We start from the raw sequence: 12640 nt of genomic DNA, 5'->3' as shown, positions 1-12640 counted from the left end.
TGGAATGCACGTTTCCGGCGGACGCGTGACCTGCCCTGGACGTCACGTCGACTCGTTAACGTCCAGGGGGCCGGCCCCACGTGGACCGGCCCCCTGATGCCACGCCACAAGGGGCGCGTCAGCTGTGGTCAGCCGCCCATGCCGCCGACGGCGACACCGGCCGCGCGAGCGGCTTCCGAAGCGGTGACATCGTTCTTCTCCATGAGGCTCTTGGCCTCGCGGACGAGGTCGCGGACCTGCTCGCAGGCGTTGAGCCACTTGGCCTCCACGGCGGAGAGGTCCTCCGAGGTGTTGGTGGCCTCGTAGTTCTCCTCCACGTAGGCCTTCTGCTGCTCGCGGTCGCCCAGGATGCCCTCGATGCGGTCGGCGATCTGGCCGACCTCCCACTCGTAGGCGGCTGATGCTCCGGCGTCATACTTGATAACCATGGTCTAGTCCTTTCGGGGTCCGGGTGTCCCGGCGAAATCTGAAGGGCGAAATCTGAAGTGGGTGTGGCAGTGAAGATCCAGCGGGCGATACCGCTCGGACGGAAGGCGAGACGGGGAAGATCAGGCCATGGAACCGCCGCCACCGCCACCGGTGCCGCCCCAGGAGAGCTCGAGGTTGTCGCCGCCGGCGGCGTTGGCGTCGTCCACCGTGGTCTCCTCGGAGATGCTGTACGCCTTGTACAGTTCGCCCTGGCCGGCGTTGATCAGGGACAAGGCCTCGACCAGGGTGCCCTGGCACTCGTTGACCTTGACCATGAAGTTGTTGTAGGCATTGGCACCGGAGCCCTTGAAGGTCTCCTTCAGCGAGACGACCGCCTTCTCGAGGTTCTGTACCTCGATGACCAGCAGCTCTCCGGAGTCACCGGAGTCACGGGCGGCCTTCTCGAACGTTTCCAGGCCCTCTGTGAGCTCTAGCTTGTCACTCATGTTCATCCCCTTGTGATGGTCAATGTCGGACCGGTGGTCCGTGGTTGGTGTGCCTGACGTGTGCCCTGTTCGGCAACCCGCCGGCCCGATGACTCCATAGTTCTGCCTGGGACGGACTCCGGTCAACCGGATCCGATGGGGAGAACTCCCCATGCGCATCCGGTGCCGTTGTTTCCGCCGCCGTCCAAACACTGGAATGATGTGGGAGGTCACGGCGCCGGGATGCGCCGCACCAGGACGAGCCCGGCGCGTACCGGGGGAAGGAGGGGACCGCCCATGGCCATGGATTTCGACTCGCAGCTCATCGAGTCGGTCGAGGTTCGGCGCAATCGGCTCAGCGCCTCCTTCCTGTTCGGGCTGAATCCCACGGAGCGCCGGTGGAAGGACCGCACCACCTCCTTCGTCTACGGACTGATCATCGCCGCCCTGATCTGCGCCTTCTGCGTGGCTCTCTCCTTCGTCATCAACATCCTCACGAACTACATCAACGATCGCAACGAACGCGAGCAGCAGCGCGAACAGCAGGAGCTGGAGCGGCAGCAGATGGAGCAGGACGGACAGGCCCAGGGCACCAGCCGGCACCCGGAGTCCTCAGGTGCCCCGGTCTCCCCCGCTGCCACGGCGCTGCTCGTGTCCCTGCCCGTCTCACAGCCTTCCGCTCCGCAGGCTGACGCCCTGCCGCCGACCCCCTGGAGGTCCTGACGTGCCCAACCCCTACACGCGAGTCTCCCTGGTCGGTCAGCGGCGCAACGCGGACCTCCTGCTGCCCTCGGACACTCCGCTCGGAACCCTGATGCCTCAGATCCTGGACGTGCTGGACGACCGGCCGGACGACTCCCTGGGGGCCAAGCTGCTGGTCCGGCCCGATGGCGGGGAGCTGCCCGCGGGACAGACGTTGGGGGAGACCGGCGTGCTCGACGGCGAGCGGCTGCGTCTGGTCTCCCGTACCGAGGCACCGCCCTCCCCGATCGTCTACGACCTCAATGACACCGTGTCAGACCACACGGAGGCCGTTCCCGGCCGGTGGTCCCCGGTGTACCGCTTCATCATCTGCGGCTTCCTGTCCGCCGTGGGATCCTGGTTCGCCATCACCGGGCTGCTGGAGGCGTTCGCGCCGGAGCAGCAGCACTGGATCGCACTCGGACTGGCCGCTGTGGCCTTCGTGGCGGCCACGACGGTCTCCGCCCCCGGGCGCCAACAGGCGGTGGCGGCCACCCTCGCGGGTGCCGGGACGCTCTTCGCCGTCACCGGGCTGGTGGGACTGGGGCTGCCGGAGCCGTGGTCCTTCATCGCGCTCGCCGGGCTGGCCGCCGTCGTGCAGGGGGTCCTGGGCTTCATCGTCAACCGGCCCCTGTCCATGTTCATCTCCGCCGCGGTGACCGGCGTGCTGGTGGCCGTCTGGGCCGTGGCCCCGGCGGTCTCCGTGTGGGCCATCGGGGACCGGAGCGCCGACCCGTTGGTCGGGGCGGCCGCCATCGCCGGCATCGTCACCCTGCTGGTGCTGGGGATGCTCCCCCAGATCGCCCTCGGCGTCTCCGGCCTGGCCGGGATGGACGACCGGCATGCCAACGGCGCGGCCGTGTTGCGCCGCGACGTGGCGACCGCCATCGATTCCGCGCACGGGGGTCTCGTCTCCAGCGCCATCGTGTGCGCGGGCTCGGCCGCGCTGTCCCTGTGGCTGGTGGGCGGGGACACCCTGGCCTACCCCTTCTCCCTGCCGCTGCTCGCCTGCCTGGTCCTCGGGCTGGGCCTGCGCGCCCGCTCCTTCCCCCTGGCCGCCGAGCGCATCCCGCTGTACCTGGCCACCGGGCTCGGCGTCCTCGCCCTGCTCCGGGTGGCCACGGGCTTCCTCCCGGACTACGAGAGCGCCTTCCTGGCCGCGCTGCTGGTGCTGGCCCTCGTGATCGGGGCCGGCCTGTCCGTCGACCTGCCTGAGCACTCGCAGGCCCGGATGCGCAAGACCGGGGACACCATCGAGGCCATCGCCCTGCTCGCCCCCATCCCGTTGCTCATCGGCTACTACGGGATCTACGCCACCCTGTTGGAGACCTTCTGATGTCCTCTGCGCCACTGGACCCCTGGAACGACGCCGGCCCCGCCCCCTCCCGGCCCCGCCCCGGTTCCGGCTCCGGCCGGACGGACGGCGGCGACGTGCAGTGGTCCAGCCGGTCCGACCTGCGGCGGGACGTCCACCGAGCCCAGGACGACCCCTCCACCGGGTTCGAGTCTGTAGCCTCCCGGGTGCAGCGTGACTACTCGCGCCGCCCGGCCTTGTCCCTGTGGACCCGCGGCTGGCGGGCCCTCGGCGGCCTGTGGGGCCACGACCGCAGCGGTGACCGGCTGGCGGCCTCGGGGAAGATCGTCCAGTCCCCCGTCACCACGGGGCGCCGCCTGGCCGTGGTCTCCCTGCGCGGCGGTGCGGGCAAGACCACCGTGACGGCCCTGACCGCCTCCACCTTCGCCGCCCTGCGCCCCGAGCCCGTGGCCGCCCTCGACCTGGACCCGGCCTGTGGATCCCTGGCCTTGCGCCTCGGCAACGGTCCCGCCCGCGGAGCGGACCAGCTCGCCGCCGACCTGGCGGCGCTGGACGCCACCACGTTCGACGCCGTGGCCTCCCGGATGTCCCTGGGCCGGAACGACCTGTACCACACCGGGCCCCGGGTCACCGGCGGGCCCCTGGGCGAGGCGGCCGCCACCACGCTGCTGTCCGGGCTGTCCCGGTACTTCCCCGTCACCGTGATCGACTGCCCCACCGGACCGGAGCACCCGGACACGGCGGCCGTCCTCACCCGGGCGCACGCCGCCGTCTTCGTGGTGCCGGCCGCGGCCGCCGCCGTGGACGAGGCCGCCGGCTACCTGCGCCATTGGCAGACCGATCCGTTCCTCTCCGCCATCCCCGTGGTGGCCGCCGTCGTGGGCACCGACCGGGACGCGGTGCTGGACCCGCTGGCCCAGGCCGCGGCCCTGACCCGCACCGGCGTGGGCGCCGTGGCCCTCCGTCACGACCGCCACATCGCCGGCGGGGTGGGGATCTCCCTGCCGCTGATCCGGCCGGAGAACCGGCTGGCCGCCGCGGAACTGGCGGCCCAGGCTCTCGCGGCGGCGAACTCCTCCGGTGCCCCGGCGCCGGCGGCGAGGGGACTGGCCTGGTGACGCAGAAGATCATCCACCGCCCCGCCCGCACCTCGGCACCGGCCCGCCTGTACCGGCCCTTCCGGATCGAGGGGCCCCAGCCACTCGACCCGGCGGCGGCCGAGGGCGAGAGCAACGCGGGCTTCCTGCGCATCATGCCGATGTTCGCGGCAGGCGCGTCCATGATGGTCATGATGACCTTCCGCCAGAGCCCCTTCGCGGCCGTGGGTGCCATCGCGATGATGCTCTCCCTCATCGTCGCCGTGGTGATGATGTTCTCTCAGCGGGGCAAGGCCGGCCGGCTGCGCAAGACGGTGCGGGACACCTATGCCCGGTACCTCGAGCGGACGCGGGTCAAGCTACGCGATGACGAGCAGCGGGCGCAGCTGGCGGCCCGGGCCTCCTCCCCACCGCCGGCGGCCCTGTTCGACATCGTCCGTGATCCAGCCAGAGTGTGGGAGCGGCGGCGCTACCACGAGGACTTCCTGCGAATGCGTCTCGGCTCGGGACGCCGTCCCACCCGGGAGATCGACATCTCCGTCACGGAGACCTCCACCGCGCTGCAGGACGAGTTCATGCTGCGTGAGGCCGAGGCCCTCAAGAGCAGGTTCGAGGTGGCCCCGGACATGCCGGTGACCGTTCCCCTCGACTCGGCGGGCAACATCTCCCTGGTGGGCCCACGGGACCTGACCCTCCAGGTGGTCCGCTCGCTGATGGCCGGCGCGGCGGCCCTGCAGTCCCCCGAGGATGTCAGGATCGCCCTCATCACGCCCCGGGCCACCCGCGCGGACTGGGACTGGCTCGAGCTGCTCCCCCACCTGGATGACAATGCGGCCAAGCACTTCACCGGCCCGGTCAAGCTGATCGTCCCGGACCCCGAGGCCCTGGTGGAGCTGCTGAACGAGGACCTGCAGTACCGGTCCAAGGTGGCCGGTGAGCACACCAAGTTCGGCGAGGAGACGCTCAAGGGCCCCGCCCTGCTCTCGCGGCTCATCGTGATCGTGGACCGCTACGGCCACACCTCCGAGGACCTGGCCTTCGGCGATTCGCACTTCAGCCTGCAGTCCCGCGGGATCACTGCCATCCACCTGTGCGAGAACCGGCTCCACGAGCCCTCCGAGGTGTCCTACCGGGTCACGCTGCACGACGGGCTGGACTCCCGGCGGAACGACGGACGTCCCGGCTTCCTGTTGGAGGACCGCACCCGGGACCAGGGGAACCCGGTACGCACCGAGGGGGTCCTGGACCCCCTGGACACCAGCACCGCCTCGGGGCTGGTCCGCGAGCTGGCGCCGCTGCGCCTGGCCCTGGACTCCCTGGAGCACACCGGCGCCGAGGCGGCGTCCTCCTCCTCATTCCTGCAGATGCTGCACCTCTCCCCGGCACTGGACCGGGCCGACGTCGAACGCAATTGGCGGCCGCGTTCCCAGGCCGACTTCCTCCGCGTCCCGCTGGGGCCGGATGACAAGGGCAAGCCCGTGCTGCTGGACCTCAAGGAGGCCGCCCAGCTCGGGATGGGCCCGCACGGGCTCTGCGTCGGCGCCACCGGCTCCGGCAAGTCCGAGATGCTGCGGTCGCTGGTGTTCGGCCTGCTGACCACCCACTCCCCGGACAGCCTGGCCATGGTGCTGGTGGACTTCAAGGGCGGTGCGACCTTCGCCCCGTTCGAGGGCGCTCCGCACGTCACCGGCATCATCACGAACCTCTCCGACGACCTGACCCTGATCGAACGCGTCTACGCGTCGCTGAACGGCGAGATCCTGCGCCGGCAGGAGGTCCTCAAGGCCGCCGGCAACATCGCCAACATCACCGACTACCAGATCCACCGTGACGAGGAGCGGTCCAAGGGCCGGGACATCGAGCCCCTGCCGCATCTGGTCGTCATCATCGACGAGTTCGGCGAGCTGCTCACCGCCCGCCCGGACTTCATCGACCTGTTCCTCTCCATCGGGCGCATCGGCCGCTCCATCGGCGTGCACCTGCTGCTGAGCTCGCAGCGCGTGGAGTCCGGCAAGCTCCGCGGCCTGGAGACCTACCTGTCCTATCGGATCGGCCTCCGCACCCTCTCCGAGTCCGAGTCCCGCACTGTGCTGGACACCCCGGACGCGTTCCACCTGCCGCCACTGCCCGGCTACGGCTACCTCAAGGTGGACACCACCGTCTACTCGCGCTTCAAGTCCGGCTACGTCTCGGGCCCGCTGGAGGACGAGGTCGTCGAGGAGCACGAGGTGACGCCGCAGGACGAGATCCCCGAGGTGCTCACCGCGCCCGAGTACTCCCTCCTCCTGGAGGAGCAGTCGCCGGCGTCCGGCCAGGATCAGGATCAGGCTCCGGCCCCGAAGAAGGACGGCCCGGCCCGGCGCACCACCGGACCGACCGTGATGTCCACGATGATGGACACCCTGCGGACCTACCCGCCGTCCGTGAAGCCGATCTGGCTGCCGCCGCTGCCGCTGGAGACCACCCTGGACCGGGTCGTCGGCGAGCCGAAGAACACCGAGGGCGGGCTGCGGCTGCCCGCCGGCGGGAACCTCACCGTGCCGGTCGGCCTGCTGGATGACCCGGCTCGGCAGTGGCAGGGCCTGTGGGAGATCGACTTCACGTCCGGTTCGGGCAACATGATCGTCCACGGCGGCCCCCAGTCCGGCAAATCGACGGCCCTGCGGACCATCGTGGCCTCCTTGGCGCTGACCCACTCGCCCCAGCAGGTCGGCATCTACTGCATCGACCTGCTCGGTTCCGGCCTGTTGCCGTTGCAGGATCTGCCCCACGTGGGCGGCGTGGCCATCCGGACCAACACCGAGGTCATCTCCCGGACCGTGGACGAGATCCTGGGAATGCTCTCCCACCGCGAACGCGTCTTCGAGAAGCACGCCATCGACTCGCTGCAGACCATGCGCCGGATGCACGCCGAGGGCCGGCTGCCCGAGCTGCCCAGTGCGGACATCTTCCTGGTGGTGGACGGCCACGGCCAGTTCCAGGAGGAGTTCGACGACCTGCTGCCCAAGATCGTCTCGATCATGACCCGTGGCGCCGGCTACGGCATCCACATCATCTCCTCCGTGAACCGGAACAACGAGATCCGGGCCACTCACCAGACCTACTTCACGCACCGCATCGAGCTGGCCCTGGCGGAGCCCGGCGACTCGCAGGTCGACCGCAAGCTGGCCGCCAACGTCCACCCCGAGGCCCCCGGCCGCGGCCTGACCCCCCTGAAGCTCCAGGGCCACCTGGCCCTGCCGCGGATCGACGGCCAGGCCGAGAAGGAGTCGGCGACGGAGGGCTTGAAGGACCTCGTGGAGCAGGTGGGCCGGTTCTCCACCGGTGCCGCCATGAAGGTCCGCGTCCTGCCGCCCGTGGTGGAGGCCTCCTCGGTCCCCACCTCGGACCAGAAGGGCCTGTTCCCGCTGGGGCTGCGCGAGCTGGACCTGGGTGTCCAGCAGCTGGACCTGGAACGCGCGGACCGGAACCTGATCGTCATGGGAGACGAGGAGGCCGGCAAGACCAACATGCTGCGCCAGGTGGTGCAGCGCTTCACCGCGAACCACCGGGACGACGAGCTGATGTTCGTGGTGTTCGACCCGCGCCGCGGACTGGGGGACGTCGTCCCGGACGACTACCTGGGCGGCTACGCCACCAACGCCGAGGTGGCCAAGAACCTGGTGGGCGCCGTGGTCAACGAACTCCGCAAGCGGCAGGACCCCAAGGAGGACCAGAAGACGGTACAACGCCAGACGCGCATCGTGGCCTTGATCGACGACTACGACGTCCTGACGGTGGGCGGCGGCCAGTCGCCCCTCGGCGGATTCGTCCCGTTCATCCCCATGGCCGCTGAGCTGCGGCTGAACTTCGTCCTGACCCGCCGCGTACGGGGCGCCTCCCGCGGCATGTATGAGACGTTCTTCTCCACTCTGCGGGACAACGGGACCTCGGCGCTGATCATGTCCGGTGACCGCCGCGAGGGCAACCTCATCAACGGACTCAAGGCCCGCAAGATGCCCCCCGGCCGCGGCCAGCTGCTGATGACGGGCAAGCCGGTGATGACGGTGCAGACGTTCTTCGGCGAGCTCGGCGACCGGCCGGAGTGACCGCGTCCGCTCCCACCGCCGGCCGCGCCCCGCGCCCCGTCACCCCGGCCGGGCTCGCCTACGGTGCCGGCGCGTACACGTTCTGGGGCGGGCTGCCGCTGTATATGGCAGCCACGGCCCCGGCCTCCGCCCTCGAGGTGGTCTTCGCCCGGATCGCCTTCACGCTCGTCACCTGCGCGGCGCTGCTCTTCGTCCTGCGGCGGTGGCGCGACGTCGGCCGGCAGCTGGGCAGCGGGCGGCGCCTGGGCGCCACGGCCCTGGCCTCCGTGCTCATCACCGGCAACTGGGCGATCTACACGTACGCCGTGATCTCCGGCCAGACCCTCGAGGCGGCCCTGGGGTACTTCATCAACCCGCTGGTCTCCGTGCTGGCCGGCGTCGTCCTGTTCGGGGAGCGGCTCCGACGGGCCCAGTGGGTGGCCGTCGGCCTGTCCGTCACAGCCGTGGCGGTCATGGTGGTCGGGCACGGGACGTTCCCCTGGCTCGCGATCCTGCTCGCCCTGACCTTCGGCGGCTATGGCGTGGTCAAGAGCCGGCTGTCCACCGCTGTCAGCCCGGTTGCCTCCCTGGGGGCCGAGACTATCCTGCTGTTGCCGGTGAGCCTGGCCGGGATGTGGTGGCTGGCGGCCTCGGACCAGATGACCCTGTTCTCCCACGGAGCCGGCCACTTCTGGATCCTGGTCCTGTCCGGGGTGGTGACGGCGGTCCCCCTCATCCTCTTCGGTGCCGGCGCCAGCCGGTTGCCCCTGACCCTGCTCGGGCTGCTGCAGTACATCAACCCGCTGATCCAATTCCTCATCGGCCTGCTGTTGTTCCAGGAGGCCATGAGCACCGGCCGGTGGGCCGGTTTCATCCTCATCTGGTGTGCCCTGCTGGTGCTCATGGTGGACTCGCTGCGGGCGGCCCGGCGGAATCCCCGGCCGCGCCACGGCCCGTAGGAGGGGACCCTAGACTGGGGGCATGCCCGCAGACTCCTCCGCTCCCGCCGTCTTCCTCTCGACCTTCCAGAAGCTCGTCCCCACCCACTTGGAAACACCCTGGGCCGAAGAGGACGGGCTCGGTGCCGGGGAACTGGAGGCCCTGCTGGCGGCCTCGCCCGCCGCCGAGGCCGCACGGGAGGCCAACGGTGAATCCGGGAGTGAATCCGACGGCGTGCCGATCCCCCTCTCCCTCTACGAGTTCCACCGTGCCCTGGGCAACTGCCCGGACCTGCTGGAGACCGATCACTTCTTCTTCGACGCCGATGAGTTGGAGATCCGGGACGGCTTCCTGATGTTCCTCGAGGACGCCGAAGAGAGCACCGTCTGGGGCCTGCCCGTGGCGGACGCCGAGTTGCCGGACCCGCTGGTCTGGCGCCGCTCCACCGGGGCGGACGCCGAACACGGCGTGTGGACGTGTGAGGGCGGGACCTTCAGCGAGTTCGCGGTGGACCTACTCGCCTGGACCTTCGAGGACCCTGAGGACCCCGACAACCCCGGCGACGAATGATCGCCTCCCACGCCCCCGAGGGCTATGTGTGCCCCTTCTGCGGCCTGGTGGCCGGTGACGTCTCCGATCCGGAGAACCGCTGCGAACTCGCCGACCTCGTCTACCAGGACGAGGACATCATCGTCTTCATCGCGGTGGACGGCTTCGGCGACCACGAGGGCCACGCCATGGTCTCCCCCAGCGGGCACTACGAGACGTTGTACGACCTCCCGGACCGGGTGCTGCAGCGGATCGGGCTGATGGCCCGCCAGGTGGCACTGGCCATGAAGCAGGCGTGGTCCCCGGACGGCATCTCCACCCGCCAGCACAACGAGCCTGCCGGGAATCAGCACGTGTGGCACTACCACCTGCACGTGTTCCCGCGCTGGCACGACGACCAGCTCTACCGGCACCTGCGCCACCCGGTGGCCCCGGAGGTGCGGGCGGCCAAGGCCCGCGAACTGGCGGCCGTGCTCGACGCCGGCCCCACCCGCCTGCCCTAGCTATACATCCTCTACGTCAGCTGTCGCGGTTGACCACGTAGTCGGCAAAGGCCACGAGGGCACTCTTGACCGGGGATTCCGGCAGCGGGGCCAAAGCCTCGACGGCATCCGCGGACCAGCCGCGGGTGATGTCCCAGGCCCGCTCGATCACCGGGTGCGCGGAGACGGCGGCCACCGCGGCAGCCAGTTGTTCGTCGGTGTCCAGGGGGCCGTCCACGAGTTCGAGGACCGCAGCCGCCGTCGCATCGGTCGGAGCGGCCTGGCGCAGCAGCAGCACCGGCAGGGTGGGCACCCGTTCCTTGAGATCGGTGCCCGGGGTCTTGCCGGAGGCGTGGGAGGTGCTGGTGAGGTCGATGACGTCATCGGCCAGCTGGAAGGCCATGCCGACCTTCTCGCCGTAGTCCTCCAGGATCTGCACGGTGGCCTCGTCACAGCCGCCGAAGTGGGCGCCCAGACGTCCGGCGGAGGCGATCAGTGAACCGGTCTTGCCGCCGATCACGCGCAGGTAGTGCTCCAGCTGGTCGTCCTGTTCCTCCGGGCCCACGGTCTCCCAGAGCTGGCCCATGACCAGCCGCTCGAAGGTGCGCGCCTGGATGGCCACGGCCTCGGGGCCGAGGGTCGCCATCAACAGGGAGGCCCTCGCGAAGATCAGGTCGCCAGCCAGGATGGCCACCGAGTTGCCCCACACCTGGTGGGCGGCCGGGGCGCCGCGGCGCACGGGCGCCTCGTCCATGACGTCGTCGTGATACAGGGTCGCCAGGTGTGTCAGCTCCATCACGACGGCGGCCGAGCGGACCTCCGCGGCCACCTCGCCGACCTGCCCCGCCCCGACCCCGGCCTCGCCCAGCAGCGAGGACAGGATGGTCAGCAGGGGTCGGATCCGCTTGCCGCCGGCCTCCAGCAGGTGCCGGGAGGTGTGGTCCGCCAGCTGGTCCGCATTGGTGACGGCCTCGGAGAGTTCGTGCTCGACCTGCTCGAGGGCGGTGGTGACCACGTCGAGCAGGTCGCCGTGCTCCGCGAGGGTCTCGAAGCCGGCGGGCAGGACCAGCCCGCCGACGGGGACACCGGGAAGGCCGGCGAGGTCGTCAGCGGGGACGCCGGAGGTGACGCCGGTGGAGACGTCAGCGCGGGATACGGGCTCGGGTGAAGTCACCGGGCCAGCCTAACCAACGTTGGCCGGGGTCGGCGCATCCGGGTCGGGCCGCAGGGCGGCCCCCATCGTCGTGGCGGTGGGGACCACGGACTCCAGCAGCCGCACCACTCGGTCCACCGGCGCGGTGCCCCTCTCGTCCACGAGGTTGGCCATGACCTGCACCACGGAGCGCAGCAGCGGCTTGACGCGCATGCCCGTGGCCAGGGCGGCCTTCAGCACGGCGGGGTGGCCGATCAGTTCGGCGAACCGGCTGCCGAGCGCGAAGTGCCCACCCCAGGTCTCCTGGGTGAGCACCGGATACCGGGCCAGCTCGGCCTCCCGGCCGGCCGCCGTCGGGCGCTGAAGGGCCGTGACGGCGAGGTCCGCCGCGATGCGGGCGGCCTCCATGGCGAAGGAGATCCCCTCGCCGTTGAAGGGGGAGACCATGCCGGCCGAGTCCCCGACGAGCAGCATGCCGGGCACATGCTGGGGCGTGCGGTTGAAGCCCATGGGCAGGGCGGCCCCGAGGATCCTCGAGGTGCGGGTCTCCTCGGACAGTCCCCAGGTGGCGGTCAGCGCCCCGGACCAGTCCTTGAGGATGGAGCGGTAGTCGAGCTTGCCGAACTGCGGGGAGGTGTCCAGGATGCCGAGGCCCACGTTCACGGTGCCGTCCCCCAGCGGGAACAGCCAGCCGTAGCCGGGCAGCAGGTTGCCCGCGGCGTCCGGCAGCTGCAGCCAGGACTCCATCCAGTCGTCGCCGTGGCGCGGGGCGCCCTCCGGGATCGAGTAGTAGGCGCGGACGGCCACGCCCATGGGACGGTCGTCCCGCTTGGCCAAGCCCGCGGAGACGGCGGTGCGCGTGGAGTTGCCGTCAGCGGCGATGACGATCGGGGCGTGGAAGTCCTTGAACTCGCCGGTCTTGCGGCCGCGGCCGTCCAGCAGCTCGGCACGCAGGCCGTTGACGGTGCCGTCCTCGGCGCGCAGCACGGTGGTGACGGAATGGCGTTCGAGGATGGTGGCCCCGGCCGCGCGGGCGTGCTGGGCCAGGAGCTCGTCGAAGTCGTGGCGGGTGCGCACCAGGGCGTAGTCGGGCCACGTCTGCGTGGACGGCCAGGGGACCTCCACCGCGCGGCCCTCGGCCACCAGCCGCAGCCCCTTGATGTGCTGCCACCCGTCCTCGGCGGCGTGCGGGATCCCCATGAGGTTCATCTCCCGCACCGCCTGTGGGGTGAGCCCGTCCCCGCACACCTTCTCGCGTGGGTAGGCCGTCTTCTCGAGCACCGTGACCTCGATGCCGGCGTTCGCCAGATGCCAGGCCGCCGTGGCCCCGGCCGGGCCGCCGCCGGCGATGAGGACTTGGGTCTGGGCGGGTGTCGTTGCGCTTTCCACCCCGCCATTCTCCCA

General features: G+C 70.6%; 11 protein-coding genes. 7 read left to right on the top strand and 4 right to left on the bottom strand.

Going from position 1 to position 12640, the window contains the following annotated elements; translation table 11 throughout:
- Positions 1-128: 128 nt before the first annotated feature.
- On the bottom strand, positions 129-428 hold the full coding sequence (locus tag IEX49_RS09685; protein ID WP_188805970.1) for a hypothetical protein: 300 nt from the start codon (positions 426-428) through the stop codon (positions 129-131).
- 120 nt (positions 429-548) lie between these two features.
- Positions 549-914: a hypothetical protein gene (locus IEX49_RS09680; RefSeq protein ID WP_188805969.1), complete on the bottom strand. Its 366-nt coding sequence runs from the start codon at positions 912-914 to the stop codon at positions 549-551.
- Between the two features lie 276 nt (positions 915-1190).
- On the opposite strand from IEX49_RS09680, the gene IEX49_RS09675 reads away from it, so the two are divergent.
- From IEX49_RS09675 to IEX49_RS09645, 7 genes are read left to right on the top strand one after another with little or no spacing between them, the layout of a single operon-like run.
- Complete coding sequence (locus IEX49_RS09675; RefSeq protein ID WP_188805968.1) at positions 1191-1616, top strand: hypothetical protein; 426 nt, start codon at positions 1191-1193, stop codon at positions 1614-1616.
- Between the two features lies 1 nt (position 1617).
- Positions 1618-2970 (top strand): type VII secretion integral membrane protein EccD, encoded by a 1353-nt coding sequence (eccD, locus tag IEX49_RS09670; protein WP_188805967.1) that lies wholly within the window; start codon positions 1618-1620, stop codon positions 2968-2970.
- On the top strand, positions 2970-4067 hold the full coding sequence (locus IEX49_RS09665) for a CpaE/TadZ family protein (RefSeq protein ID WP_188805966.1): 1098 nt from the start codon (positions 2970-2972) through the stop codon (positions 4065-4067). Before eccD ends, IEX49_RS09665 begins: the two co-directional genes overlap by 1 nt.
- On the top strand, positions 4064-8134 hold the full coding sequence (eccCa, locus tag IEX49_RS09660) for a type VII secretion protein EccCa (RefSeq protein ID WP_188805965.1): 4071 nt from the start codon (positions 4064-4066) through the stop codon (positions 8132-8134). Before IEX49_RS09665 ends, eccCa begins: the two co-directional genes overlap by 4 nt.
- Entirely contained in the window at positions 8131-9072 is a 942-nt protein-coding gene (gene rarD, locus IEX49_RS09655; protein ID WP_188805964.1) for an EamA family transporter RarD, read from the top strand. The genes eccCa and rarD overlap by 4 nt, the downstream gene beginning before the upstream one ends.
- Positions 9073-9094: 22 nt before the next feature.
- Positions 9095-9622 (top strand): hypothetical protein, encoded by a 528-nt coding sequence (locus IEX49_RS09650; protein ID WP_188805963.1) that lies wholly within the window; start codon positions 9095-9097, stop codon positions 9620-9622.
- Positions 9619-10104: an HIT family protein gene (locus tag IEX49_RS09645; RefSeq protein WP_188805962.1), complete on the top strand. Its 486-nt coding sequence runs from the start codon at positions 9619-9621 to the stop codon at positions 10102-10104. Before IEX49_RS09650 ends, IEX49_RS09645 begins: the two co-directional genes overlap by 4 nt.
- A 16-nt stretch (positions 10105-10120) precedes the next feature.
- Here IEX49_RS09645 and IEX49_RS09640 read toward each other — a convergent pair whose 3' ends face one another.
- Both IEX49_RS09640 and IEX49_RS09635 read right to left on the bottom strand, forming a co-directional pair.
- On the bottom strand, positions 10121-11152 hold the full coding sequence (locus IEX49_RS09640; RefSeq protein ID WP_229672538.1) for a polyprenyl synthetase family protein: 1032 nt from the start codon (positions 11150-11152) through the stop codon (positions 10121-10123).
- Positions 11153-11266: 114 nt separating this feature from the next.
- Positions 11267-12625 carry a geranylgeranyl reductase family protein gene (locus IEX49_RS09635; RefSeq protein ID WP_188805960.1) on the bottom strand — a complete coding sequence of 453 codons (1359 nt, stop codon included), beginning with the start codon at positions 12623-12625 and terminating at the stop codon, positions 11267-11269.
- Positions 12626-12640 lie beyond the last annotated feature (15 nt).

It is taken from the genome of Citricoccus zhacaiensis (assembly GCF_014645315.1).
Taxonomy (GTDB): domain Bacteria; phylum Actinomycetota; class Actinomycetes; order Actinomycetales; family Micrococcaceae; genus Citricoccus; species Citricoccus zhacaiensis.
The sequence above is the reverse complement of the archived record's forward strand: the minus strand, read 5'-3'. Positions and strand labels throughout refer to the sequence as shown.